Annotated in this window: 19 protein-coding genes and 1 pseudogene; 8 read left to right on the forward strand and 12 right to left on the reverse strand. The window is 72.8% G+C overall.

The features are described 5' to 3' along the window. Window positions 1-101 (forward strand): annotated as a pseudogene (locus ACFWEP_RS13025) (short-chain dehydrogenase); the annotation flags it as partial. A gap of 42 nt (window positions 102-143) precedes the next feature. Here the strand turns inward: ACFWEP_RS13025 and ACFWEP_RS13030 are convergent. Continuing rightward, a complete protein-coding gene (locus ACFWEP_RS13030; RefSeq protein WP_328721849.1) occupies window positions 144-554 on the reverse strand; it encodes a VOC family protein in 411 nt (136 codons plus the stop codon). 218 nt (window positions 555-772) lie between these two features. Between ACFWEP_RS13030 and ACFWEP_RS13035 the strand changes: the two genes are divergently transcribed. Both ACFWEP_RS13035 and ACFWEP_RS13040 read left to right on the forward strand, forming a co-directional pair. Next, window positions 773-1,378, forward strand: a complete 606-nt coding sequence (locus ACFWEP_RS13035) for a TetR/AcrR family transcriptional regulator (RefSeq protein WP_387369419.1) — start codon at window positions 773-775, stop codon at window positions 1,376-1,378. Between the two features lie 108 nt (window positions 1,379-1,486). Further along, the gene (locus ACFWEP_RS13040; RefSeq protein WP_387369421.1) at window positions 1,487-3,064 is read left to right on the forward strand and encodes an MDR family MFS transporter; all 1,578 of its coding nucleotides are present in this window, start codon (window positions 1,487-1,489) and stop codon (window positions 3,062-3,064) included. 86 nt (window positions 3,065-3,150) lie between these two features. Here ACFWEP_RS13040 and ACFWEP_RS13045 read toward each other — a convergent pair whose 3' ends face one another. Genes ACFWEP_RS13045 through ACFWEP_RS13070 form a run of 6 tightly spaced genes read right to left on the reverse strand, consistent with a single transcriptional unit; the run spans window position 3,151 to window position 11,144 of the window. Continuing rightward, entirely contained in the window at window positions 3,151-5,676 is a 2,526-nt protein-coding gene (locus ACFWEP_RS13045; protein ID WP_387369423.1) for a family 43 glycosylhydrolase, read from the reverse strand. Next, window positions 5,676-7,211: a sulfatase-like hydrolase/transferase gene (locus tag ACFWEP_RS13050; RefSeq protein ID WP_387369425.1), complete on the reverse strand. Its 1,536-nt coding sequence runs from the start codon at window positions 7,209-7,211 to the stop codon at window positions 5,676-5,678. Before ACFWEP_RS13050 ends, ACFWEP_RS13045 begins: the two co-directional genes overlap by 1 nt. Next, window positions 7,208-8,203: an aliphatic sulfonate ABC transporter substrate-binding protein gene (locus ACFWEP_RS13055; RefSeq protein WP_387369427.1), complete on the reverse strand. Its 996-nt coding sequence runs from the start codon at window positions 8,201-8,203 to the stop codon at window positions 7,208-7,210. The genes ACFWEP_RS13050 and ACFWEP_RS13055 overlap by 4 nt, the downstream gene beginning before the upstream one ends. Window positions 8,204-8,263: 60 nt before the next feature. After that, a complete protein-coding gene (locus ACFWEP_RS13060; RefSeq protein WP_387369429.1) occupies window positions 8,264-9,034 on the reverse strand; it encodes an ABC transporter ATP-binding protein in 771 nt (256 codons plus the stop codon). Further along, entirely contained in the window at window positions 9,031-9,888 is an 858-nt protein-coding gene (locus ACFWEP_RS13065; protein ID WP_387369431.1) for an ABC transporter permease, read from the reverse strand. The genes ACFWEP_RS13060 and ACFWEP_RS13065 overlap by 4 nt, the downstream gene beginning before the upstream one ends. Beyond that, the gene (locus tag ACFWEP_RS13070) at window positions 9,885-11,144 is read right to left on the reverse strand and encodes an ROK family protein (protein ID WP_387369433.1); all 1,260 of its coding nucleotides are present in this window, start codon (window positions 11,142-11,144) and stop codon (window positions 9,885-9,887) included. Before ACFWEP_RS13070 ends, ACFWEP_RS13065 begins: the two co-directional genes overlap by 4 nt. Window positions 11,145-11,379: 235 nt before the next feature. Between ACFWEP_RS13070 and ACFWEP_RS13075 the strand changes: the two genes are divergently transcribed. Continuing rightward, complete coding sequence (locus tag ACFWEP_RS13075) at window positions 11,380-11,859, forward strand: OsmC family protein (RefSeq protein ID WP_387369435.1); 480 nt, start codon at window positions 11,380-11,382, stop codon at window positions 11,857-11,859. 90 nt (window positions 11,860-11,949) lie between these two features. On the opposite strand, the gene ACFWEP_RS13080 is transcribed toward ACFWEP_RS13075, so the two are convergent. The 5 genes from ACFWEP_RS13080 to ACFWEP_RS13100 form a co-directional block, all read right to left on the reverse strand. Further along, on the reverse strand, window positions 11,950-14,742 hold the full coding sequence (locus tag ACFWEP_RS13080; RefSeq protein ID WP_387369453.1) for a hypothetical protein: 2,793 nt from the start codon (window positions 14,740-14,742) through the stop codon (window positions 11,950-11,952). Between the two features lie 149 nt (window positions 14,743-14,891). Then, window positions 14,892-16,016 carry an AAA family ATPase gene (locus ACFWEP_RS13085; RefSeq protein WP_387369437.1) on the reverse strand — a complete coding sequence of 375 codons (1,125 nt, stop codon included), beginning with the start codon at window positions 16,014-16,016 and terminating at the stop codon, window positions 14,892-14,894. A gap of 47 nt (window positions 16,017-16,063) precedes the next feature. Then, the gene (locus tag ACFWEP_RS13090) at window positions 16,064-17,626 is read right to left on the reverse strand and encodes a VWA domain-containing protein (RefSeq protein WP_387369439.1); all 1,563 of its coding nucleotides are present in this window, start codon (window positions 17,624-17,626) and stop codon (window positions 16,064-16,066) included. Further along, a complete protein-coding gene (locus ACFWEP_RS13095; protein WP_387369441.1) occupies window positions 17,623-19,014 on the reverse strand; it encodes a hypothetical protein in 1,392 nt (463 codons plus the stop codon). Before ACFWEP_RS13095 ends, ACFWEP_RS13090 begins: the two co-directional genes overlap by 4 nt. Continuing rightward, a complete protein-coding gene (locus ACFWEP_RS13100; protein WP_387369443.1) occupies window positions 19,014-19,535 on the reverse strand; it encodes a hypothetical protein in 522 nt (173 codons plus the stop codon). Before ACFWEP_RS13100 ends, ACFWEP_RS13095 begins: the two co-directional genes overlap by 1 nt. A 337-nt stretch (window positions 19,536-19,872) precedes the next feature. Between ACFWEP_RS13100 and ACFWEP_RS13105 the strand changes: the two genes are divergently transcribed. The 4 genes from ACFWEP_RS13105 (at window position 19,873) to ACFWEP_RS13120 (ending at window position 24,213) form a co-directional block, all read left to right on the forward strand. Further along, on the forward strand, window positions 19,873-20,220 hold the full coding sequence (locus tag ACFWEP_RS13105; RefSeq protein ID WP_387369445.1) for an acyl carrier protein: 348 nt from the start codon (window positions 19,873-19,875) through the stop codon (window positions 20,218-20,220). A gap of 14 nt (window positions 20,221-20,234) precedes the next feature. Beyond that, window positions 20,235-21,443, forward strand: coding sequence for a beta-ketoacyl-[acyl-carrier-protein] synthase family protein (locus ACFWEP_RS13110; protein WP_387369447.1), 1,209 nt, complete (start codon window positions 20,235-20,237; stop codon window positions 21,441-21,443). Window positions 21,444-21,588: 145 nt separating this feature from the next. Then, entirely contained in the window at window positions 21,589-22,893 is a 1,305-nt protein-coding gene (locus ACFWEP_RS13115) for a cytochrome P450 (protein WP_387369449.1), read from the forward strand. Between the two features lie 105 nt (window positions 22,894-22,998). Next, a complete protein-coding gene (locus ACFWEP_RS13120; protein ID WP_387369451.1) occupies window positions 22,999-24,213 on the forward strand; it encodes a beta-ketoacyl-[acyl-carrier-protein] synthase family protein in 1,215 nt (404 codons plus the stop codon). Window positions 24,214-24,284: the final 71 nt, after the last annotated feature.

A 24,284-nucleotide genomic window follows, 5' to 3' on the forward strand; every position in this document is an offset into this window, starting at 1 on the left:
CTCCGTCGTGGCGGGCGCGCCGCACCCGCGACGACGTGGCGGGCGAGCGGCTCTGGTCGGCGTCCCAGCAGCTCACCGGGGTGACGTACCCGGGGCTGTGAACCGGGGCGGCGCCGGGGCTGTGAACCGGCGCCCGGGGGACGTCAGGAGCGTTCGGCGACCGCGGCCGGGTCCATCCACATGACCTCCCACACGTGGTGGTCCGGGTCCTGGAAGGAGCGGCCGTACATCGTGCCGTAGTCCTGGGTCGCGCCGGCCGGGAAGCCTCCGGCGGCCAGTGCCGCGTCGACGGTCTCGTCCACCTCGGCGCGGCTCTCCGCGCTCAGACAGAGCATGACCTCCGTCGTCTTCGCGGCGTCCGCGATCTCCTTGGTGGCGAAGTCCTTGAAGCGCGGTTCGGTGAGCAGCATGGCGTAGATCGTGTCGCTGATGACGACGCAGGCGGCGTGCTCGTCGGTGAAGCCGGGATTGCAGTGGTAGCCGAGCTTCTCGAAGAAGGCCTTGCTGACGTCCAGGTCCTTCACCGGGAGGTTCACGAAGATCATCTTTTCCATGGTGGTCCCACTCCTCCGTTCGCCGCCGCCGGGATTCGGCGACGGTCCGGCGCCCCGGGGCTGTCCCCCTCGGGTGGCTCGGCCATCCTGGCTTCGCCACCGCGCGCTCTCGAAGAGGTAGACGGCCCACACGCCGGGAACTCATCGCCCGGAGCACAGGATCGCCTCGGAAAGAATGAACTTTGCAGACTGTGCATTTTTGCATAGCATGCATCTTCGTGACCTCCTCTCCCCCGCCGCCCGGCCTGCGCGAACGCAAGAAGCGCGCGACCCGCGAAGCGCTGGCCGACACGGCTCTACGCATGGCGGCCGAGCACGGGCTCGACCAGGTGACGGTCGAAGCGGTCACCGCGGCGGTCGGCGTCTCGGTACGGACCTTCTTCAACTACTTCGCCCACCTCGACGACGCGATCCTCGTACCCGACCCGGACAGCGCCGCACGGACCCGCGCCGCGGTCCTCTCGGCCCCGGCCGGCCTCGGCCCGCTCGCCGTGCTCCGCCGGGTACTCGGGGAGGAACTGGCTCACTTCGAGGACGCGCCGGAGCGGTGGGAACTCCAGTGCACCGTGCTGGACCGCACCCCGGCGCTCTTCCCCCGCTTCCTCGCGGCGCGCGGCGCGGACGAGGAGGCGCTGATCGCAGCGGTGGCCGAACGCCTCGGCCAGGACACCAAGACCGATCTGCGTCCCCGGCTGCTGGTGCACGCCACCATCGCCACCGTGCGGGCCGCCGTGGAGATCTGGACCGCCACCGGCCGGACCCGCGCCTTCCTGACCCTCTACGACGAAGCGTTCGACGAGCTCGCCGCCGGTCTCGGCGACTGACGGGTACGTCGAACCGTCACACACTCCGCCGGCCCGCCCTCCGGGCCGGCCCGTCCGCCGCTCCCCCGGAGCCGGTCGCACCATCAGAAACCAGAGGTACGCCAGCCGATGTCCGCTGCAGTGACGCCCGAAGCCCGGGAGTCCTCAACCATGAACCACCGTCAGATAATCCAGGCCATGTCCGGGCTCATGGCCGGAATGTTCGTGGCCATCCTCGCCTCGACGGTCGTCGCCAACGCGCTTCCGCGCATCATCACCGACCTGCACGGCAGCCAGTCCGCGTACACCTGGGTGGTCACCGCCGAGCTGCTGGCGATGACGGCGACCGTGCCGGTGTGGGGGAAGCTCTCCGACCTCTACGACAAGAAGCTGCTGCTCCAGTGCTCCCTGTCGATGTTCGTCGTCGGCTCGCTGGTCGCCGGCTTCTCCCACAGCGTCACCGTGCTCATCATCAGCCGGGTGCTCCAGGGCATCGGCGCCGGCGGTCTCACCGCGCTCGCCCAGGTCGTGATGGCCTCGATCATCCCGCCGCGTGAACTCGGCAAGTTCTCCGGCATCTTCGGCGCCGTCTTCGCGGTCGGCACCGTCGCCGGCCCGCTGATCGGCGGCGTGCTCGTCGACACCTCGTGGCTCGGCTGGCGCTGGTGCTTCTTCATCGGCGTACCGTTCGCGCTGCTCGCGATCTTCCTGCTGCAGAAGACGCTCAAGCTGCCCGTGGTCCGCCGCGAGGCGAAGATCGACTACCTCGGCGCCTTCCTCATCATGGCCGGGGTCAGCGCCCTCCTGCTCTGGGTGACGCTCGGCGGCTCGAAGTTCGACTGGGTCTCCGGCCCGTCGGCCGCGCTCGTCCTCGGCGGTGCCGTCCTGATCGCGCTCGCCGTCCTGGTCGAGTCGAAGGTCCAGGAGCCGATGATCCCGCTGAGCATCTTCCGCAACCGGACCGTCTCCCTGACCACCGTGGCGAGCTTCCTCGTCGGTGTGGCGATGTTCGGCGGCACGGTCTTCCTGTCGCAGTACTTCCAGATCTCGCTGGGCAAGTCCCCCACGACCGCCGGTCTGATGAGCCTGCCGATGATCCTCGGCCTGATGGTCTCCACCACCGTCGCCGGGCAGATCATCAGCAGGCGCGGCAAGTGGAAGGCGTTCCTGGTCGCCGGCGGCATCATCATGACCGCCGGTATGTGCCTGCTCTCCACGATCGGCGCCGGTACGTCCTTCCTCGTCATCGCGCCCTGCATGGCCGTGCTGGGTGTCGGCGTCGGCATGCTGATGCAGAACCTGGTCCTCGCCGCGCAGAACGACGTGCCCGCCGCCGAACTCGGTGCGGCGACGTCCACCCTCTCCTTCTTCCGCAGCCTCGGCGGCGCGGTGGGCACCAGCGCGCTCGGCGCGGTCCTCAGCCACCGGGTCGCGTCCGAGCTGGAGAAGGGCTTCGGCAGCTCCGCGTCGGGCGGCGGCGACGGGGCCATCCCCGACCTCGCGACCCTGCCGGAGTCGGCCCGCGTGATCGTGGAGAACGCGTACGGCGTCGCGACGGGTTCCGTCTTCCTCGCCGGTGCGCCCTTCGCGCTGCTCGCGCTGGTCGCGGTCCTCTTCGTCAAGGAGAAGCCGCTGAAGACCAAGAGCGGTCTGGAGCGGCTCGCCGAGGAGGGCGAGCAGCAGCCGCCCGCCGTGCCGGTGCACTGACCCACCCCGCCCCTGCACAGCCGATCAGGGCCGGTTCCGGATGTCTCCGGAGCCGGCCCTGATCCGTACGCCCTCTCCTGCCGCCCCTACTCCTTCGGGCGGCCGGGCTCCGTCGGGGACTTCCCGCGCGACGGCTTCCCGTGCACGGGCCTCGTGTGCGCGGGCTTCGACGCCCCCGGCTTCGCCGGTGCGAGGGTGGTCGCGGCGGGCCCGTACGTCCGTACGTAGTCGAAGTCGGCCACCGCGCCCGTGTGGTTGTCGGAGATCAGACCGATCCTGAGATCACCCTTGACCGGCAGCGTCCACACCCCGCTCAGCGTCCAGTGCACGCCGTCACGGCTGGAGGAGGCGCGGACCTCGTGCTCCTGGTTCGCGGTGTCGAGGTGGTGGGTGAGCCGCAGCCAGAGGGTGTCGGCGGTCGGGCCGCCGAACATCGGCGCGTTGGCGACGGCGGTCGGCGGGGTGGTGGTGGGGCGTTCGCCCTCCTTGCCGAACTCGGTCACGTGGAGCATGGCTCCGTTGCCGTTGTTGAGCGGCAGCACCGAGTGGGTGAGCTTGAACCAGCGGTCGTCGTTCTCGTAGAGCACCAGCCCCGCCTGCTGGGCGTTGGTGGTGGGGGTGAAGTGCAGCTTGGTCTCCACCGTGTAGTCGCCCGTGGGTGCGGGGCGCAGCAGGACCGGGGCGGTGTTGTCGCCGAGGTACAGCTCGGTGTCGGAGGTGGGCCAGGAGAGCGCGCCGTTCACCATGGTGGTGCCCGCGGCGGGGCCGCGCACCCAGCTCCAGGCGGAGCCGGTCGTGGTGCCGGGGAGGGTCGTGGTGCCGAACTCGTCGCTGTAGGCGGGGAGCAGGGCTCCGGGCCGGGCGACGGGGGCCCGCTCCGTGACCGGGGTGAAGAGCGCGGTGGCGCCGACGTTGTCGGCCTCGGCCCCCGCGCCCTTGGCGGCGGCGGAGACCGATCCGGCGTGGACGGCCGCGGCGGGCAGGGTGCGGGTCTGCTCGGCGACGGGGTCGCGGAGCCGGTCGCCGGTGACCTCCACGGTGAGCCGGGTGCCCCGGATCTCGGCGGAGACGGTGTGCCAGGTGTTCCAGGAGAACCCGGTGGGCAGGGCGCTGAGCTGGTCCGCCTGGGCGACGCCCTTCACCCGGACCTCGGTGACCAGGGCGTTCTTCGCCCGGTCCAGCCAGACGGCGACCCGGTTGTCGGCGTCGGTGTGGGCGAGGGTCAGTCCCGCCGCACCCCCGTCGGCGGTGACCCGGAGGTCGGCCTCGGCGCGGACGGCGGCGGGGGCGGTGCCGTTGGAGACCAGATAGCCGGGGGAGGTGGAGCCCGCGGCGGGGGCGTACCGGACGAAGCCGTGGCCGTCGGTCTCGCCGGCGGTGGTCCAGCCGGCCGGGGTGGCGCCCTGGGTGCGCCAGCCGGTGAGGCCGGTCTCGAAGGTGCCGCCGGCGCTCCAGGTGGTGGCGGGTGCGGCGGTCGGGGTGTCCGAGGGGCCGGTACCGGCGCGGACGACGGGCCAGCCGTCGATCCAGTCGAGCCGGTCGATCAGCATCGGGCGCCGGGACAGCTTGAGGGTGCCGCCGGAGGCCGGGGCGAGGTCGGGCGATTCGGACGGGATGCCGTGGTAGACGAGCCAGTCCTGACCGGACAGGTCGGTCTGGATGGCGTTGTGGCCGGGACCGATCCACCGGTCGCCGTTGGCTCCGACGACCACGCCGCCCTTGCTGCCCAGGGCCATCAGGTCGGTGCCCTCGTCGTCGGTGAAGGGGCCGGTGGGGCTGGTCGAGCGGCCTGCCTTCACCTGGTAGCCGCTGTACGCGCCGTCGCAGCAGCCCGCGTCCGAGTAGAAGAGGTAGTAGTAGCCGTCGCGCCGGACGACGAACCCGCCCTCGACCCGCCGGCCGCGCGCGACCTGGGTGACGGCGCCTTCGACGCGGGTGCGGTCGCCGTTCATCTTCGCGACGCAGATGGTGTCGTAACTGCCCCAGTAGAGATAGGGAGTTCCGTCGATGTCGGTGAACTGCGCCTGGTCGATGCTGCCGGTGGGGCAGCCGCTGGGCGTGGGCAGCACCGCGCCCTTGTCGGTCCACGGGCCGGTGGGCGTGGGGCCGGTGACCAGGCCGACGGTGCCCCGGCCGGGGACGGAGTAGTAGAGGTAGTACTGGCCGAAGGCGTAGTGGATGTCCGGCGCCCAGAGCCGCGAGCCCTGGAGCCAGGCGGGCCGGGTCTGAGGCGTGAAGACCTCACCGGCGTAGCTCCAGCTCACCATGTCCGAGGAGCGCAGGATCGGCAGGATGCGCTCGCCGTCCTCGCCCTGGGACTGGAAGACCGGGTTCTGGGTGCCGTAGGCGTACCAGTAGCCGTCCTTGCCCCGGATCATCGCGGGGTCGGGGAAGGTGTCGACGGTCCCGGCGGTGACCGGGTTGGTGTACGTGGCCGGGGCTGCGGCGGCCCGGGGGGCCTCGGCCGCGTGCTGATCCTGCGGCCGGTGGGCCGCCTCGGCTCCGTAGGAGGGCGCCGAGGCCAGGGTGAACAGGCAGATCAGCGCTGTCGCCGGGGCCGCCCAGCGGGGCAGTCTGCGGGGCCGTGCGGTGGTGCTGCGGGTGCGTCTCATCACATCTCCGTGGTCGCCGTGGTGCCCGTGGCCGTCGCGCCCGCCGGGTGGGTGCGGGCCGGTGCGGCCGGGGTCGTGCCGGCCGGTTCGAAGGAGCTGAGGGTGACGTCGGCGTCCGAGCCGCCGATGTCGTACATCGACGTCATCCAGTGGTAGAAGTTGTCGCCCCGGTCGCGCAGCAGCGTGTAGAGCCGCCGCATCAGCCGGTCGCGCACGTGCGCCGACTCGGGGTCCTGGTAGCGGTTCTCCAGCTCGTGGGGGTCGTCCACGAGGTCGTACAGCTCGTTCACGGACTCCGGGTTGACGACCAGCTTGTAGCGGTCGTCGCGGATCATCCGCTGCGGGTACGGGAAGTGGTGGCCGTGGAACTCGGCCACCAGTTCCGGCGCCCAGTCGGGGTGTTCGCCGCGCACCAGCGGGAGGAGCGAGCGGCTGTCCACGGCCTGGGAGGGATCGATCCCGGCCAGGTCGAGCAGGGTCGCGGTGCAGTCGGTGAGGCTGACGAGTTCGTCGCGTACCTGGGGCGCCGCGCCGGGAACGCGCACGATCCCGGGGATGCGGTAGATGTCCTCGTACATCGCCGGGCCCTTGTCGTGCAGCCGGTGGGCGCCGGTGAACTCGCCGTGGTCGGCGGTGAAGAACACCGACGTGGCGTCTTCCAGGCCGAGTTCGTCCAGACGGGTCAGGATGCGCCCGATCTGCTCGTCGATGAGGGTGACGTAACCCCAGTAGACGGCGACGAGTTTGCGGCTGACCTCCAGCGGCATGGTGTCGAAGGCCCAGTGCGCGCTGTAGTTGGCCTGTACCGGTGGCTTGTTCTCGAAGGTCTCGTGGATCGACGGCGGCAGCTCGACCGAGTCGGGGTCGTACAGGTCGAAGTAGGAGTCGGGCAGCAGATAGGGCAGGTGCGGGCCGAAGAAGTGGGTGGCCAGGAAGAAGGGCCGCCCGTCCGCCGCGTACGCCTCCAGCTGCTCGATGGCGCGGGTGGCGAGGTAGTACTCGAAGGTCGCCTCCACCGGCTGGTGCAGCCGGGCGGCCAGCAGGTTCCCCGGGTTGCCTGCCGGTGCCGTCCCCCGGATGTGGTCGGAGATGCGGTACGGGGGCAGGCCCCGCTCCTCCAGGTAGGCGAGGTAGTCGGGGTGGTCGACGGGGTTGTGCCAGCCGGGCAGGTCGGGGCCGTCGAAGCCGTAGGAGGCGGCGTTGCGGCGGGTGCCGCCGTGCCACTTGCCGATCAGCCCGAGCTGGTAGTCGCGTTCCCGCAGGGCGGCCGGGAAGGTGAAGACGTCGTCCCGCAGGTCCTCCAGATAGCCCACGTTCCGCTCGTAGTTGGCGAGCAGCCGGTGGCGGAAGGGGGCCTGGCCGGTGAGCAGGCTGGCGCGGGCGGGGGTGCAGATGGCGGTCGGGGTGTAGAACCGGTCGAAGCGGGTGCCGGTGGCGGCGAGCCGGTCCAGGTTCGGTGTTTCGACGTGCGGGTTGCCGTAGGCGCCGAGGGTGTCCACCCGGTGCTGGTCGGTCATGAGGAACAGCAGGTTCACTTGGCGTACGCCTTCGTGTAGAGGTCGCCCTCGTAGTACGTGTCCGACTTCGGCACGGACTTCAGCTGGCCGGTGGACACGAAGAACTCGCCGAGACCGTCCAGCCAGGACGCGACGGTCCCGTCACCGGTCTTCGCCACCAGGTCGGCGGTGGTCATCGTCTTCACGTTGGCGGCGTCGGCGGCGACCTTGGCGCGGTCGACCTTCAGCAGCTTCGCGGCGGCGTCGATCGCCTCCTCGGGGTGGGCGGCCCGGTAGTCGTTGGCCTGCTGGAGGACCTTGACGACCTTGGTGGTGAGGCCCTTGTCGGTCTTGGTGCCCGAGACGAACGCGGTGGGGAACGCCTTGTCGGAGAAGTCCTTGGTGGAGCCGACCTCGTTGAGGCCGGGCTTCTTCGCCTTGATGGAGTCGATGAGCGGGTACCAGAGGCCGGCGCCGTCGATCTGCCCGGAGACGAAGGCGGAGACCACGGTGGCCGGGTCCATCGGGACCTTCGTGATGTCCTCGGGCTTCATCCCGGCCTTCTGGAGTGCCAGGTTGAGGACCATCTCTCCGGAGGTCCCGGCGGGGACGCCGACCTTCTTGCCCTTGAGGTCCTGGATGCTCTTGATGCCGGGCTGGGCGATGACCCGGTCCGCGTAGGCGAGGGTGTTCACGGCGACGACCTCGGCCTTGCCGGTGGCGGGCAGCCACATCGCGCCGGGGCCTATGTAGCCGAAGTCGAGGGAGCCGCCGCCGAGCGCCTGGATCTGCAGCGGGCCGTTGGTGAAGACGCTGTACTGCGGCGAGAGTCCTTCCTTCTTCCACAGGCCCTGCTGGTCGGCGATGGCGAGCAGGCTGGCGCCGTTGTAGTCGCTGATGTAGCCGAAGCGCACCTTGGCGGTCCCGCCCCCGTCGGCGGAGGCGCCGGAGTCCCCGGAGCATCCGGTGACGGAGAGTGCCAGGATGGACACGGCGGCGGCGGCCGTGAGGGCGCGCGGGGAGAGACTCATGGCGGAACGATCCTTCGGTGGGTGTGGGTGTGCGGAGGAAGACGGGGTCCGGCGAACCGGTCAGACCGCTGCGGGCTGGTGGTAGACGGCCTGCCAGACGGCGTTGCGGATGTCGGCGAACTCCGGTGAGAGCCGGACCTCTTCGGTGCGCGGGTACGGCAGGCCGACGTCGATGACCTGGTGGATACGGCCCGGCCGGGCGGCCATCACGATGACGCGTCCGGCGAGGTAGACGGCCTCGTCCACGTCGTGGGTGATGAAGAGGACGGTCCGCCGGTCGCGGCTCCAGGTGTCCAGCAGCTGGTCCTGCAGCTGCACCCGGGTGAGCGCGTCCAGCGCGCCGAACGGCTCGTCCATCAGCAGGACCTGGGGATCGACGGCGTAGGCGCGGGCGATGGCGCACCGCTGCTTCATGCCGCCGGAGAGCGTCTTGGGCAGGGCGTCGGCGAAGTCGCCGAGGCCGACCAGCTCGATCGCCCGCTGAGCCCGCACCGTGCGCTCCGCCGCCGGCACGGAGGCGAGCTTGAGCCCGAACTCGACGTTGCCGCGCACGGTCAGCCAGGGGAAGAGGGCGTACTGCTGGAAGATCACGCCGCGTTCGGGGCCGGGCCCGGTGACCGGCTTCCCGTCGACCAGGACCGTACCGGAGGTGGGCTCGGCGAGTCCGGCGGCCAGGTTCAGGAGGGTGCTCTTGCCACAGCCGGAGGGGCCGACGACGGTGACGAACTCCTCGTCGCCGATGTCCAGCGAGACGTCGTCGAGCGCGGTGAAGACCGTGTTCTTCACGGGGTAGGTCCGGGAGACCCCGCGGAAGGAGATCTTGGCGTTCATCGGGTTTCCTGCCAGTGGGTGAGGCGTCGTTCGGCGACGAGGAGCAGCCGGTCCATCAGCAGGCCGAGCACTCCGATGGAGATCAGTCCGACGAAGATGGTGGGGAGGTCGTAGTAGAGCTGGGCCTGCTGCATGCGGAAGCCCAGGCCCTCGGGGGCGGCGATGAGTTCGGCGGCGACCAGGGTCCCCCAGGCGGAGCCGAGACCGATCCGCATGCCGACCAGGATGAACGGCGCGGACGCGGGGACCACGACCTTGAGGAAGATCGTCCCGTCCTTCGCGCCGAGCACCCGTGCCGCGTCGATCAGGGTGCGGTCGACTCCGACGACCCCCTGGAAGGCGGCGAGCACACTGGAGAGGAACGCGGCGAGGAAGATCACGAAGATCTTGGGCGTCTCGCCGATGCCCATGAGCACGATGGTGAGCGGGATCAGGGCCAGCGGCGGGACGGTACGGAAGAACTGGACGTACGGCTCCAGCAGCCCCCGGGCCACCGGGTACCAGCCCATCAGGAACCCGACCGGTACGGCGGCCAGAGTGCCCAGCGCGAAGCCGGTGAGCACCCGGCGCACGCTGGCGAGGGCGTCGTCGGCGAGGGTGCCGTCGGCGATCATCTCGCCCGCCCGGGAGAGGACTTCGCCGGGGCCGGGCAGCACGTCGTAGCCGAGGGGGTTCAGCAGCGCCCAGACACCGAGGCCCACGGCGAGCGCGACCAGGTTGAGCCCGAGCGAGGAGAGGAGCGCCCGCGGGCCGCGCCTGCCGGTGGGAGCCGCGCGGCCGCCGCCGGGCGGGACGGGCGCGGGGGCCTCGGGGGTGGGGGCTTCCTTGACCAGGGGCCGGGAGGGGGATGTCATGCGTCGTCCTCGGGGAGTGCCGGGCCCGGGTAGCGGGCGAGCAGCGGCGATTCGTGCAGGGCCAGGGCGACGCCGCCGTGCGCGCCGCCCGCTTCGCCGAGCGCGGCGGGGCGCAGCGTCACGCGGTCCCGGGCGAGTGGCAGGACGTGGGCGTCGAGCGCCTCGGCGACCGGGCCGAGCAGGGCGTCGCCGGCCTCGGCGAGTTCACCGCCGAGCACGATGGTGCTGGGGCCGAGGGCGCCCACGACGGAGGCGAGTACGGTCCCGACGAAGGTCCCCGCGGTGCGCAGCACCTCCTCGGCGGCCTCGTCCCCCGCCTCCAGCGCGGCCAGGAAGGCGGTGAAGTCCTCTGCGCCGCCGCCCCGTGCGCGGTACGCGGTGAGTACGGCCCCGACGGACGCGACGGTCTCCAGGCATCCGGTGCCGCCGCATTCGCAGGGCCGCCCGCCCGGGTCGGCGGTGATGTGGCCGAGTTCGCCGGCGAGCCCGTCGACGCCCCGGTGCAGGGCGCCGTTGACGACGAGACCGCCGCCGACACCGTGCGAGAGCCGCAGGTAGAGCACGTCGGGGCTGCCCGCGGCGGCGCCCCAGGTGGCCTCGGCGAGGGCGGCGAGGCGGGTGTTGTTGTCGATGAGGACGGGGGCGCCGAAGCGGGTGGTCAGCAGCTCCACGAGGTCGGCGAGCGCGCCCCCGTGGCCGCCGCCCGGCCGGGTGACCCCGTGCCCCTGTGGCGTACGCCCGTCCTCGGCCTCCGTCTCCGTGCGGCGCACCGGCCCGACGACGCCCACGCCGACCGCCCCGGTGGTGCCGAGGGCGGAGAGGCGCAGAGCTCCTCCGGCCAGCGAGGCGACCAGCTTCTCGGCGAGGTCGACGCGGCCCTCCCAGGGGAGGTCCGGCGGGTGCGGGAGGCTGGCCGAACCGATGACCTCGTGCGCGACGTTGGCGGCGGCCACATGGACCGAGCGCCGCGCGAAGTCGATGCCGAGCGCCTGTCCGGCGGCCGGGTCCAGGGTCAGGTGCTCGACGGGCCGGCCGCGTTTGCGCGGTCCGGGATCGGCCGCGCCGGGGACCACCGCACCGCCCGCGACGAGGGTCGCCACGATGTCGTACAGCGTGGTGCGCGAGAGCCCCGAGAGCCGCCCCAGCTCGGCGCGGCTCAACTGCCCGTGCCGGCGCAGCAGGCCGAGCACGCGCTCTTCGTGACCCCGCCTCAGCTGCGCGAGGGGACCTCTGTGGGAGTGCATGACCCCCAGCATGGAGAGATCCGAATTTTTTCGTCAACCTCCCGGAAAAATGTTCATGCTGCCGCAATGAGGGACGCGCACCGCGCGTTTCCCCGGTCGCGGGGGCGGTGGGGCCGCGCCCACCGGACGACGCCACGTCCGGTGGGGTGTCCGGCTGGGAGCACCGGCCACCGATCCGTGCTCCCGGGTCGGTGACCGCTGGACGAAAGGCTTCGCGGGGCCGTCCGCCGCCTCCTACGCTCGGGCCATGACGACTACACACACCTATGACGTCTCGGTCGAGTGGACGGGCAACCTCGGTTCGGGCACGGACGGTTACGCGTCCTTCAGCCGCGACCACGAGATCCTCGGCGACGGCAAGGACGGGATCTCGGCCTCGTCCGATCCCGCGTTCCGCGGCGATCCGGCCCGATGGAACCCCGAGGAGCTGCTGGTCTCCTCCCTCGCCCAGTGCCACATGCTCTGGTACCTGCACCTCTGCGCGGTCGGAGGGGTCGTCGTCACCGACTACGAGGACAACGCCCACGGAGTGATGACCATGGACGAGACCGGTGGGGGCGGCCGGATCACCCATGTCGTGCTGCGCCCCGAGGTGACGGTCACCGACGCGTCGATGGTGGAGAAGGCCCGCGCGCTGCACGGCGAGGTCCCCGCGCTCTGCTTCATCGCCCGCTCGGTGAACTTCCCCGTCACCCACGAACCCGTCGTCCACGTCCAGGAGGACTGAACGGCTTCCCGGCCGGGCCCGACGGCGCCCGGGGAACGGCCCGCGCCCCGGAGGCTCGGTTTCCACGGGTCGCGGGCCGTTCTGGTCGTGTCACGCTCCGGCCAGCAGCGCCTCCAGTGCACCGGCCGGCTCCGGGTGCCGGGCGAGGAGCGCGGCGCCCGCCGGGGCGGGGGCGGCCGTCTCCCATCCGCCGTCGCAGCCCAGCAGCACGGCCAGCGCGTCGCAGCTCTCCGGGTGCGCGGCGAGCAGGGCGGCGCCGGTACCCGCACCGGTACCGGCGTCGGGGCGCCGGGGCGCCGCCGCCGGCAGCTCGCGCCAGGGCGGTACGAAGGTGTCCAGCGCGTCGAGGCGCCCGGGGAAGATCCGCCCGGCCTCCCGGATCAGCAGCGGGGCGAGGTCGGCGCCCTCGGCCCGCAGAGTGGTGATGAGCGTCGGCAGCCAGGGCAGCAGGACCCGGTCGGGGAGGCGTGCGAAGGCGTTCGAGACGGCCTCCACGACGAAGTCGGTGAGCTGCGGCACCGGCTCCAGGGCGTGCAGGAACCCGCTGAGGTAGCGCGGATAGGCGGGCACCACCAGGGGGTTGGCCAGCAGTCCGTCGCACCGTGCGCGCAGTTCCTCCCGGGAGAGCTGCCCGAGGTGCGTGCGGGCCGCCCACAGCAGGGCCACCCGGGCGGGCTCCTCGGGGTGCGACTGGGCGAGGGCCAGCTCCAGCTGGGTCCGGTCGCAGCCGAGCGAGAGCGCCAGCCCTTCCATGGAGAAGAGGAAGCCCAGCGTGGCGGCGACCTGGCGACCGGTCGCTCCCTCGTCGGTGAAGGCGGTCGGCAGCAGGGTGCAGTAGTGCGCGTACCCGGCCTTGACGAAGGACTCGATCCACGGCGGGAGCACCGGCTCGCTGGTGCGGTAGTACGCCAGCAGCCGGCGGATCCGGCTCAGCACCTCGGGGGCGCCGTCCACGCCGCGCTCGGTGGTGAGCACCTCCAGGGCGCGGGCGCCGAGTTCGGCGGCGAGGCGTCCGCCGCGCAGGTGGAGCGTGGCGTCCTCCACCGCCCCGAGCACGGCCGCGGTCGTCGCCTGCGGGGCGTACGCGGCCTTCCGCAGCCGCTGTTCCAGGACCTGTTCGATGCTGACGCCCTCGTACCCCAGCTCGATCAGGGCGCGTTGGTTGGTGCCGAGGGCGAGGTCCCAGGACTCCTGGAGGGAGCGTTCACCGAGCCTCCGCTCCCCCATGATCGGCCGGGCGGTGTCCTCGGGCATCAGCCGGCGCAGCATCCAGAGCACGTCGGAGCAGCGCTCCAGCTCGGGCCGGGAGGCGATGTCGAGCAGTGCCCGGCGCACCCCGCGCTGCTGGAGGTCGAGCCCCAGCGGGGCGAGCCGGTCGTGCACGTCGCGGGCGAGCGGCGGCAGCGAGTCGTAGCCGACCCGGCCGATCCGGTCGCCGCCCATCATGATCTCCACGAGCCGGACGACGTCCCGGCGCCCGGGGACGGCGTCCTTCTCGATGCAGGTGACGGCCGCGTCCTGGAAGTCGTACGGGGTGGGGCGGGCCCGGTCGCGCATCCCCGCCAGCAGGATCGAGGTCTCGAAGACGGCGATGGCATCGGCGGTGGAGGCGAGATAGCCGTTGCGGCGGGCGGCGCGCACGATCTCCACGGACCAGCCGAGGAGTTCGGCCTCGTCCAGGCCGTCCAGTACGGGCGCCAGGCGCAGGAATCCGGAGAGCCGGTCGGGGACGGCGGCCTGTTCCGCCGCGAGTGCCGGGGTCCGGTCCTGCAGCGGGGCCTTCGGTGCCGTCCGCGCGGCCTTCTTCGCGCCCGCCTGGCCGGCCAGGCGGTAGGGCTTCACCCGGGTGCGCTTGAGGTTCTTCGTCCACTGGGTCGCGGCGATCGACACCGACCCCGGGGCGAGGCCGAACTGCGCCTCGATGGCGGTGTGGCTGGAGGGGATCAGGCCGTAGCTCCAGACGCTGGCGCTCGGCGGGCTGATCTCGAACCCGTCGGCGCCCGCCACGCCGAACTCGGCGACGCGGCTGGCCGCGTGGAAGGCGCCGCAGACGTAGAGGCAGTCGGCGGGGTCGGTACCGGTCGCGGCCAGGTGCTCCCGCATCCGGGTCCACATGTACCGTTCGCGGTCCTCGTCCACGCGGGTGCGCCGCGCGTCCTCGGGTGCGAGGCGCCGGAACAGGCTGCCGATCAGCAGCATGATCTGCCGGTACGTGTCGTGGTCGGCGTCGCCGAGCGGGAGTTCGACGTACTGGTGCCACCACTCCGACCAGTGCCGGACCCGCCCGTGGTGCAGCAGGTACTCCTCCAGTTCGGCGAAGCGCGGGCGCAGGTCGCCGATCTCCACGCCGACCGCGTCCCCGTGCAGCGCGGCCTCCTCCTCGGTGGAGGAGGGTGTGGCGTGTGCCGGGGGCGTCTCCTCGGCCTCGTCGGCGCGCTCCTGCCATTGGAAGACGTGGTCCGACGACCGGTCCACGAGGACCAGTTCGACGCCCGGGGTGTCCAGCGCGTAGGCGATGGCCTGGTACTCGGCGGACGCCTCCGTGATCGGCGCGACCACCGAGAGCGGGGCCCACGCGGCGGGGAAGCCCTCGACCTCGCTCGCGAAGGCCTGCACCGCCACCGGGAGGCGGCAGTTGCGCAGTTCGGTGAGGAGGGGTGCCATGTCCTCGCACAGCTCCAGGTAGACGACCTTCGGCTGCTTCTCCCGCAGCCGCCGTGCCATTGCGGTCGCCGAGGCGGGCGAGTGGTGGCAGACCGGGAAGATCTCCAGCGGCTCGCGCACCGCGCGGTCCACGTCGTCCACGAGCCCGAGGAGGATGCCCTCCAGGGCGTGCGGCCCGTCCGCGAAGGCCGTCGCCGCTTCCTTCAACTGGCCCCGCAGCGCGTCGAACCCGGCGGTCTCCCGCTGCTCGGCGGCCGTCCGCCCGGCGACCGTCCGTCCCGCCGCCGTCCGTCCCGCGACCGTCCGTCCCGCGACCGTCTCCGTCACGGTGCCCCCCTCTGTCGTTCCGTCGATGAAACCCACGTCCGTCACGACAGGGTGGCGATCGCGTCCCGGCCGCCCTCCAGGAACTCGGGCCATGCGCCGCCCTCCTCCTTGCCGCGCGGTTCCACGACCCCGTGCAGGTACTTGTTGAGGATGGCCAGGTCCTCGGGCTCGCGCCGGACCAGCGATCCGACGAGCGAGGAGGCGAGGGTACGCGCGGTGAGTTCCCGCTCCCCGAAGAAGTTGCTGTGCAGGATGGCGTCCTCCAGTACACCGATCTGCTCGGCGCTGGAGAGGGCGGACTCCAGCTTCTCGTCGTCGCTGCCCGCCGCGGCGGCGGAGGCGCGCAGGTCGGCGAAGCTCCGCAGGAGTACGTCGAGCAGCGTCGGCGGCACGTCCAGATCGATCCGATGGCGGCGCAGCAGTTCCTCGGTGCGGAAGCGGACGATCTCCGCCTCGCTCTTCTTGTTGGTCACCACGGGGATGCGGACGAAGTTGAAGCGCCGCTTGAGCGCGGACGAGAGGTCGTTGACGCCCCGGTCGCGGCTGTTGGCGGTGGCGATGACGGAGAATCCGGGCTTGGCGAAGACGATGTTGTCGTCGCCCTCACCACTCCCCAGCTCGGGGACGGAGACGTACTTCTCCGAGAGGATGGAGATCAGCGCGTCCTGGACGTCGCTGGTGGAGCGGGTGAGCTCCTCAAAGCGGCCGATGGTGCCGGTCTCCATCGCGGTCATGATCGGTGAGGGGATCATCGACTCCCGGGACTGGCCCTTGGCTATCACCATCGAGACGTTCCAGGAGTACTTGATGTGGTCCTCGGTGGTGCCGGCCGTGCCCTGCACCACCAGCGTGGAGTTGCGGCTGATGGCGGCGGACAGCAGTTCGGCCAGCCAGCTCTTGCCGGTACCCGGGTCGCCGATCAGCAGCAGCCCGCGGTCGGAGGCGAGGGTGACGATGGAGCGCTCCACGAAACTGCGGTCGCCGAACCACTTCTGGGCGATCTCGCGGTCGAGGCCGTCGGCGCGCTCGGAGCCCAGGATGAACAGGCGGACCATCTTCGGCGACAGGCGCCAGGAGAACGGCTTGGGGCCGTCGTCCACCGATTCCAGCCAGTCCAACTCCTCGGCGTACTTGATCTCGGCGGGAGCGCGCAGCAGGTCGGACATGTCGGGCCTTTCGGGGATCGGGAGGGAGCCGGGCGGGAAGCGCGTACTCAGGTGAGGAAGTTCTTCAGCTCGTGGACGAGCTTGCGTATGTGACCGGAGAGGACCGGCGTACCGAGATCCTTGAAGCGTTCGCGGAACCACGGGTTGACGCTGCCGCGTCCGGCGCTGGTCACCGAGCCCACCGGGATGAACTTGACGCCCGAGCGATGGAGGGCGGCCATGCTCTCGAAGAGCGGCTCGCACTGCCATTCGTAGAAGTCGGAGATCCACACCACGACGGTGTTGCGGGGCTCCGCGATCTTCGGCTGGGCCAGTGCCATGGCGACCGTGCCGTCGGTGCCGCCGCCGAGCTGGGTGCGGAGCAGCGTCTCGAAGGGGTCGTGCACCCAGGGGGTGAGGTCGAGGGCCTTGGTGTCGTACGCGACTAGGTGGACGTCGACCTTGGGCAGCCCGGCGAAGATGGAGGCCAGGATGGTGCAGTTGACCATCGAGTCGACCATGGAACCCGACTGGTCGACCACCACGATCAGCCGTTGCGGAGTCGTTTTGCGCGTGGTGTGGCGGTAGTAGAGGCGGTCGACGTAGAGCCGCTCCTCCTCGGGGCTCCAGTTGGTCAGGTTCTTCCAGATCGTGCGGTCGATGTCGAGGTTGCGGAAGACCCGCTTCGGCGGGACCGAGCGGTCCAGCGGCCCGACGGTCGCCTTCTCCACCTGGGTACGCAGCACCTCGGCGACCTCGTCCACGAACCGCCGGATCAGCGCCTTGGCGTTGGCCAGGGCGACGCCGTCCAGGTTGTTCTTGTCGCGCAGCAACTGTTCGATCAGCGACATGCTCGGGGTGAGCCGCGCGGCGAGCTTCGGGTCGGCGAGCACCTCGCGCAGCCGCATCCGCCGGACGAGATCCGCTTCGAGTGAGCCGAGTTCGGGGCCGATCGCCGGGATCAGCCGGCTGAGGTCGGGGGACGTACCGCCGCCCGATCCGGTGGGGCTCACTCCGGCGCCCGAGGCGCGGTGTCCGCCGGGGCGTCCGCCGCGCAGTGCGCCGGGCTCGCAGCCGAGCGCCCGCTCCAGCCAGCCCGCGTCGGCCTGCCAGCGCGACAACTGCCCGGCGGTGACCGCCCCCTTGCCCGTCGCGAAGACGTTCAGCAGCACCTTCGAGACCAGTGCGGCACGCCGCACCTCGGCCGCCCGGTCCCGGTCGGACGCGTCCGCCTCGCCGTCCGCCTCCGCTCCCGTCCCCGCGCTCGTCCCCGCGCTCGTCTCCGCGCTCGTCTCCGCGTCCTCTTCGGCGTCCGCCGTCAGCAGCCCGTCGAACTCGGCGGCCAGCCCCGGGTGGCGTTGCACCACCGAGTCGACCGAGGCCTGCGGGTCGAGCAGTGCGGGCGGCAGCCCGATGTCCTCGACCACGGCGAGGCTCGCCGATTCCAGCGCCGCCTGCTCCTCGGGGTCGAAGAGCCGGGCGAGGAGTCGCCAGTAGAGGACCTGGCGGCGGTTGTCCTGCGATTCCGCTCCGGGCCCACCCTGCGGGGCGGCCGGGTCTCCTGGGGCCCACGGGGTTTCCGGGCCTCCCGGGGCTTCGAGGTGTCCGATGTCGTCCGTCCGTCCGGTCATTTCCGCAGCAGCCTTCCGGCGCGTTCGCGCAGTACGGCCGCCGCGTCGGTGGCGGCCTTCTCGGCCCTGGTCCCGGCCTTGTCGGTGGTGCCTCCGGCCCAGGCCCCGGCGTGCACCGCCACCGCCTTCTTCCGCACGGTGGTCTCCACGGCCAGCGGCTGGAGGCGGAACTCCCCCGCGTCCCAGCGGAGCAGCCCGATGCACGCCCCCGACGCGAGGACGGCCTCGGGGGTGAGCGGCCCGGCGGCCGGGATCCGGTCCACGTCGATGCCGAGGGTCTGTCCGGCGAGAGTGAACGACACCGAGCCGTCCTCCCCGGCCGCTGCCGCGTAGCCGTCGACGAAGACGGGTACGGCGACGGCCGTGGGATGCCGGTCCAGCGGGGCGGTCGCCCGGCCGGCCGCGGTGGGCAGGGCGACCCTGGCGGTGGCGAAGGAGTCGGCGGGCTCGCCCGTGCGGGCGTGTCCGGCGCTCCAGATCAGGTCGCCCGCCGCGGTGAGGGGCATACCGGTGAGCTCCACGGCGCGCCCCTCGCCCACCGCCGCCAGCAGCGAGAGGTGGGGGCGGAGCAACTGCCAGAGCCCGGCGCCGACGACCGAGTCGGGCTTGGGCGCCGACACCGACGCCCGCACCAGCAGCGGCGTAGAACCGTCCGCGGGTTCGAACACGGCGTGCACCTGCGCCTGTACGGCGGTGGCGTGCTCCTGCAGGTCGACGCCGAGCGGCAGCAGCCGGCCGGTGGCCGGGACGGTCTCCGGGGCGGAGAGCGCGCCGGGCAGGGTGAGCAGCATCGCCCGCGCCCAGAGGTCGGCCCAGCGCCGGACCGGTACCCGCTCCAGGGTGGCTCCCGGGCAGGACGCGGCGAGTTCGGCGGCGAAACCGTCCAGGACGGCGGCCAGGCGGCGCAGCTCAGGGTCGCCGAGCATCGCGGAGACGATCCGGGCCACCCCCTGGACCACCTCGTGGTCGATGCCTCGCCAGCCGCACCGTGCCAGGTCACAGAGCCAGGAGCGGGCGGCGACCAGCAGGTTCGCCGGGGGGCCGGCGACGGTGGCGGGGGCTGCCGGTGCGGCCGCCGTACGACCCGCCGCTTCCTGGGCCCGGGAGGTCAGCGCGTCGTGGGCGGCGCCGAGCAGCGCGGCGCGGCCCGCCGCGAGGGCGGTGAAGTGGTCCTCTCCCGCGGCCCCGGACGCCGCCTTCCCGGCCGCTTCGGCGACCCGGGCGGCGAGCGGGCTGCCGGTGAGAGCGTCCGCGAACTCCGCCAGCGCGGCGGCCTGGGCGGAGCCCGGCCGGAGCAGGCCGGTCACCAGGACCCGGTCGAAGGAGTCGACGGCGGCCAGCGCCTCGTCGAGTCCGTCGATCTCCCGGGTGAGCAGGTCGGCGCGCATCAGGCCGCCACCGCCCCGTGCGGCGAACGGGTCGGCGGGAACCACTGCATCTCGGGCAACGGAAGCGTCGTCGGGGCGAGTTCGAGGTAGGCGAGGTGGTGCAGGAACCGGCTGAAGACGGGTGCGGCGGCCTTGCTGTCCGCCGGGCCGGGGCGGGTGGCCGTCATGGTGGCGGTGATGCCCGCGGCGCTCGGCTCGCCGTCGGCGGGCTCGGCCTTGAGGTAGCGGGCCACGCGCTCGGCGCCGTACTGGAGGACGGACTCGTTGACCAGGGCACGTATGTGGTTGCAGAAGCCGCCGCGCGCTCCGCCGCAGGGGCGGTTGTTGTTGGTGCTGCAGGCGTACGCGAAGGTCCGCGTCTCGACGGACGAGACGTAGACGCGCTCGATGTCCGACCCGCTGGAGACCACGCCCTGCAGTCTGCCGTCGGCGAGTTCCACGAACGGGACCTTGGCGAGCTTGCGCGGCCGGGCGGGCGGGACCACCCGCGCCGTGCTCGACCTCTCCGTTTCTGACGACACGTCATCTCCTGTGTGTTCGAGGGGCTTTCCGGACCCGAAGGGATTTCCACGCATGGGGGCACCGCGCCGCGACGGCGGAGGCGGAACACGGATGAACATACGTGCGCCCACTGACAACGCGGTCGGCTCGCCCTGCACCGTGCCGGGCACCGCCCCCGGCACGGTGCAGGGCCGTCGCCTCCCAGGTCGCCGCGCCACCCCACCCCCGTTCGCGCCACCCCCCGCCACACGGCCGTATGCGGGGACTCTCGCGTGTCAACCCTGGCGAATCGGTGTTTCGGGGTGACCAGGAGGGCTTGGCATCGTTGGCGACTGTGTTTGCGCAAGAAACAACTTCATGGAGGACGGCGCGATGTACGAGATGCTGACCAGACTGCTGGTCGAGGAGTTCGGGCTTGACGAGGACCAGGTGCGGCCCGACGCGACGGCCCGTCAACTGGAGCTGGACTCACTCTCCCTGGCGGAGCTGGCGGTGATCATCACCGAGTCCACCGGGGTACGCCTGGAGGACGTGGAGATGAGCCCCGACAGCACCCTGGGGCAGATGGCGGCGGAGTTCGACCGGGCGCGCCCCCCGGCCACGGCCGTCGCGCCGTCGCCCGGCCCGGCCCGCCCGGAGGCCGCGCCCGCGGCCCCCGCACCGTCGTTCGACCAGGCTCTGTTCGTCGCGCCTGCCCAGTCGTGAAGGCCGGTGTCGTCGTGACGGGGCTGGGTCTGGTCACGCCCGGCGGGACCGGTGTGGAGGCCGGCTGGCGAGCCGCCCTCGCCGGGGTGTCGACGGCCACCCGTGACCCGCTGCTGGCCGGACTGCAGGTGGACATCTCCTGCCGGGTACCGGACTTCGACCCCGACGCGCTCCTCGGACGGCGTCTGGCGCGCCGGATGGACCGGAACACACAGCTCAGCGTGGTCGCCGCCCGCGAGGCCGTGGCCATGGCGGGGCTCACCGACCGGGACTGGGACCCGGTCCGCGTCGGAGTGGTGATCGGTACGGGCGGCTCCAGCGTCGACGGCCTCGTCGACATCTGCGGCAAGCTCGCCGCCGGACGCCCCGAGACCGTCCCACCGATGGCACTGCCCCGCAGCCTGCCCAGCGCGAGCGCGGCCGAGGTCGCCCTCGATCTCGGCGCGGCCGGACCGAACTTCGCGACCTCGGCGGGCTGCGCCTCCGGGCTGACCGCGATCGGCGTCGCCCGCGATCTGCTGCGCTCCGGCGCCCTCGACATCGCGGTGGCCGGCGGCTCCGAGTGCCTCTGCCACCCCCTCGCCGTGACGGCCTTCGCCCAGATGGGCCTGCTCTCCTCCCGCCCCTGCGACCCGCGCGACGCGGCCCGCCCCTTCGGCAGCGGCCGGGACGGTTTCGTGGCCGCCGAGGGCGCCGGAATCCTGGTGCTGGAGCGCGCCGCGCACGCCCGGGCCCGCCGCGCACCGGTGCTGGCCTGGACGGCCGGTTACGGGGCCGCGGGCGACGCCCACCACATCGCCGCCGTCCACCCCGAGGGCCTGGGCGCCGAGCGGGCGGTACGCGCCGCGCTCGCCGACGCCCGCTGGCAGCCGCAGGACGTGGAGCACGTCAACGCCCACGGAGCGGCGACACCGTCCAACGACGCGGCGGAGGCGTCCTGGCTGGCCCGGGTGCTGCCGCACCGCCCGCCGGTCACCGCCACCAAGGCCGCCCTCGGTCACGCCGGCGCGGGGTCGGGGGGCATCGAGGCCGTCCTCAGCGTGCTCACCCTGGCCCGCCGGACCATCCCGCCGACCGCGAACCTCACCGAACCGGACCCCGCCTTCGCCGAGGGCATCGACCTCGTCACCAAGGTCCCCCGCCCGGGGGTGGCGCGCACCGCGCTGTGCGTCTCCACCGCCCTGGGCGGCCAGAACAGCGCCCTGGCCCTGATGGCCTCCTGACCCCGCGGCCGGACACCCGCCCCACGCCCGGTACCGCCCCGAACCCCGTACCCCGCCGCCGAAGAGCCGCGCGACCGCCCGCACCCCGCACCGAACGGCGCGGCGCCCCGCCGCTCCCCGTGAACCACTGGAAGCACCGAACCCCATGAGCGCCGTCCTCCCCGCCACCCCGTCGCCCTACCCGGCCACCCCGTCCGCCACCGAGCCCGAGGCCCCCGGTCTCCAGGGCCAGGTGATGCGCCTGCTCCGCCGGCTGCGCACCGAAGCCGACCCGTACCCGGTGTTCGACCGGCTGCGGGAGCTGGGCCCGGTGATCCCCGTACCCGCGCTGAACGCGGCCGTCGTCACCGGCTTCCAGGAGTGCCGCCACGTCCTGCGCGATCCGGCGTTCGTCCTCCCGGACACCGCCTGGCGCGACGCGCACGCCGGCGGCTGGCGCCACCACCGCAGCGTGGTCAGCTACGCGTCCTCCCTGCCCAACGCCAACCCGCCCCGCCACACGGCGCTCCGGGCCCGTCTGGCCCAGGGTTTCCACCGCACCGCGCTCGCCGAGCTGCGCCCCGTGGTGACCGGCCTGGTCCACAGCGGCCTGAACGACCTGGGCGCCGCTCTGGCGGCCCGCGGCACCGCCGACCTGACCGAACACGTCAGCCGCCCGCTGCCCTCCCGGGTCATGTGCAAGATCCTCACGCTGCCCGACGAGGACGCCCCCATGCTCGCGAGCCTGAGCGCCCGTTGGACGGCCGCCGCCGAGCTCTTCCCTTCCGAGGCCGACCTGGACGACGCGGACGCGGCGGACGCCGCCCTGTTCGCGTACTTCCTGCGGGTCGTCCAGGAACGGGAGCGGTGCCCCGGCACCGACTTCCTCTCCGCCTGGGTGACCGCCGCCCGGGCGGAGGGAGTGGGGACCGACGACGTCGTGGTGCACACCGCCCAGTTGTTCGTGACCGGCTTCATGACCGTCCAGTCCTCGCTGACCAGCGCGGCCCACACCGTGCTGAGCGACCCCGGGCTGACCGCCGCGCTGCGCCGGCGGCCCGAGGACATGGCTGCCGCCGTGGAGGACGTGCTGCGCGACCGGCCCGCCGCCGCGGTCGTCGGCCGTGTCGCGACCCGAAGCTGTGTACTGGCCGGAGTGCCCGTAGCCGCCCAGCAGCGGCTGATCGTGGTGGTACCGGCGGCCAACCGCGATCCCCGGGCCGCCGCCACCTCCACCGCGCACCTGACCTTCGGCGTCGGTATCCACTACTGCGTCGGCGCGGCCCTCGCCCGCCTGCAACTGGGCGAGTTCCTCCCCGCCCTGCTCAGCCGGTTCCCCTCCCTGCGCCTCGCCGACGACCCGGCGCCGGGCCTTACGGCCTCCGCCCCCGAAGGCGCCGCGCCGATGGCCGGAACCGCCCTCCCCCACCACGTCCGCCTGCTCACCACCCTCGCGAGAGCCCCCCGATGACCCTCACCCCCGCATCCCCCGCCCCCTTGTCCACCGCTCCCACGTCCCCGGACGGCCCCGGCCCCTCGGTGAGCCGCTCACCCGCCACCACCCGAGGGGCGCACCATGCCGGCTGAAGCCGCCGTCACCGGCATCGGCATGATCACCCCGGCCGGCGGGAACGCCGCCACGACCTGGGACGGCGTGTGCGCGGGCAGAAGTCTCGCCCGGCCCGATCCCGTGCTGGCGGGCCTTCCGGTCGACCTCTCCTGCCCCGTCGATCTCGACCCGGAGGCCATGCTCGGCCGCCGCCTGGCCCGTCGGCTGGACCGTTTCTGCCAGCTCGCCCTGGTGGCCGCCCGCCAGGCCGTGGCGGACGCCGGACTCTCCCCGGCCACCTGGGACGCCGACCGGATCGGCGTCGTCCTCGGCGTCAGCTGCAACAGCATGGAGACGTACGTACGCGAGTTCACGCTGCTCGGCGAGGAACGGCCGCACCTGGTCTCGCCCCTGGCGCTGCCCCGGAGCGTGGCCAGCATGGCCGCCGCCGAGGTCGCGCTCGACCTCGGCGTACGCGGCCCCAACTTCACCGTCACCAGCGCCTGCGCCTCCGGGGCCACCGCACTCGGTGTCGCCCGCGGCCTGATCGCCTCCGGCACCTGCGACATCGTGCTGGCCGGGGGCAGCGAGTCCGGGCGTTCCCGGATGGCCGCCACCTGCTTCACCCAGATGCGCGCCCTCTCCCGGGGCGGGCCCGATGGGGCGTCCCGCCCGTTCGACACGGACCGTGACGGGTTCGTCCTCTCCGAGGGGGCCGCCGTCCTCGTCCTGGAACACCCCGACCGCGCGCCTGCCCGGGGTGCGCGCACCCGGGCGCTGCTGCGCGGCTTCGGAGCGACCAGCGACGCCCACCACCCCGTCGCCCCGCACCCGGAGGGCCGGGGCGCCGAAAGCGCCCTGCGCGCCGCTCTCGCCGACGCCGGCTGCGCCCCCTCGGACGTCGGCCACGTCAACGCCCACGGCACATCCACCCAGGCCGGGGACAACGCCGAGGCGCGGGCCCTGCTCCGGGTCTTCGACGGCACGCCCCCGCCGGTCACCGCTCCCAAGGGCGTCCTCGGTCACTCGCTGGGCGCGGCAGGCGCCATCGAGGCGGCCCTGACGGTCCTCACCCTGGAGAAGCAGCTCGTCCCGCCGACCGCCAACCTCTCCCGCCAGGACGAGGGCCTGGCACTGGACGTGGTCACCGGCGCCCCGCGCCCGGTCGCGCTCTCCGTCGCCGCCTCCAACTCCTTCGGCTTCGGCGGCCAGAACGCGGCGCTGGTCTTCACCACTCCCTGAACGTCCCGCGTCCGCGCGGGCCCGCGAGCCCGGACGTGGAGAAGCGGCGGCACCCCCGCACAGGGTGCCGC

The sequence above is a fragment of the Streptomyces sp. NPDC060198 genome (genome assembly GCF_042728415.1).
In the GTDB taxonomy this organism is placed as follows: domain Bacteria; phylum Actinomycetota; class Actinomycetes; order Streptomycetales; family Streptomycetaceae; genus Streptomyces.

Excerpts from the sequence above, each read along its gene's own strand:
- ACFWEP_RS13030 (WP_328721849.1), bottom strand. The coding sequence starts at position 554 with ATGGAAAAGATGATCTTCGTGAACCTCCCGGTGAAGGACCTGGACGTC.
- ACFWEP_RS13040 (WP_387369421.1), top strand. The coding sequence starts at position 1,487 with ATGTCCGCTGCAGTGACGCCCGAAGCCCGGGAGTCCTCAACCATGAAC.
- ACFWEP_RS13045 (WP_387369423.1), bottom strand. The coding sequence starts at position 5,676 with ATGAGACGCACCCGCAGCACCACCGCACGGCCCCGCAGACTGCCCCGC.
- ACFWEP_RS13055 (WP_387369427.1), bottom strand. The coding sequence starts at position 8,203 with ATGAGTCTCTCCCCGCGCGCCCTCACGGCCGCCGCCGCCGTGTCCATC.
- ACFWEP_RS13060 (WP_387369429.1), bottom strand. The coding sequence starts at position 9,034 with ATGAACGCCAAGATCTCCTTCCGCGGGGTCTCCCGGACCTACCCCGTG.
- ACFWEP_RS13065 (WP_387369431.1), bottom strand. The coding sequence starts at position 9,888 with ATGACATCCCCCTCCCGGCCCCTGGTCAAGGAAGCCCCCACCCCCGAG.
- ACFWEP_RS13070 (WP_387369433.1), bottom strand. The coding sequence starts at position 11,144 with ATGCTGGGGGTCATGCACTCCCACAGAGGTCCCCTCGCGCAGCTGAGG.
- ACFWEP_RS13075 (WP_387369435.1), top strand. The coding sequence starts at position 11,380 with ATGACGACTACACACACCTATGACGTCTCGGTCGAGTGGACGGGCAAC.
- ACFWEP_RS13085 (WP_387369437.1), bottom strand. The coding sequence starts at position 16,016 with ATGTCCGACCTGCTGCGCGCTCCCGCCGAGATCAAGTACGCCGAGGAG.
- ACFWEP_RS13090 (WP_387369439.1), bottom strand. The coding sequence starts at position 17,626 with ATGACCGGACGGACGGACGACATCGGACACCTCGAAGCCCCGGGAGGC.
- ACFWEP_RS13095 (WP_387369441.1), bottom strand. The coding sequence starts at position 19,014 with ATGCGCGCCGACCTGCTCACCCGGGAGATCGACGGACTCGACGAGGCG.
- ACFWEP_RS13105 (WP_387369445.1), top strand. The coding sequence starts at position 19,873 with ATGGAGGACGGCGCGATGTACGAGATGCTGACCAGACTGCTGGTCGAG.
- ACFWEP_RS13115 (WP_387369449.1), top strand. The coding sequence starts at position 21,589 with ATGAGCGCCGTCCTCCCCGCCACCCCGTCGCCCTACCCGGCCACCCCG.
- ACFWEP_RS13120 (WP_387369451.1), top strand. The coding sequence starts at position 22,999 with ATGCCGGCTGAAGCCGCCGTCACCGGCATCGGCATGATCACCCCGGCC.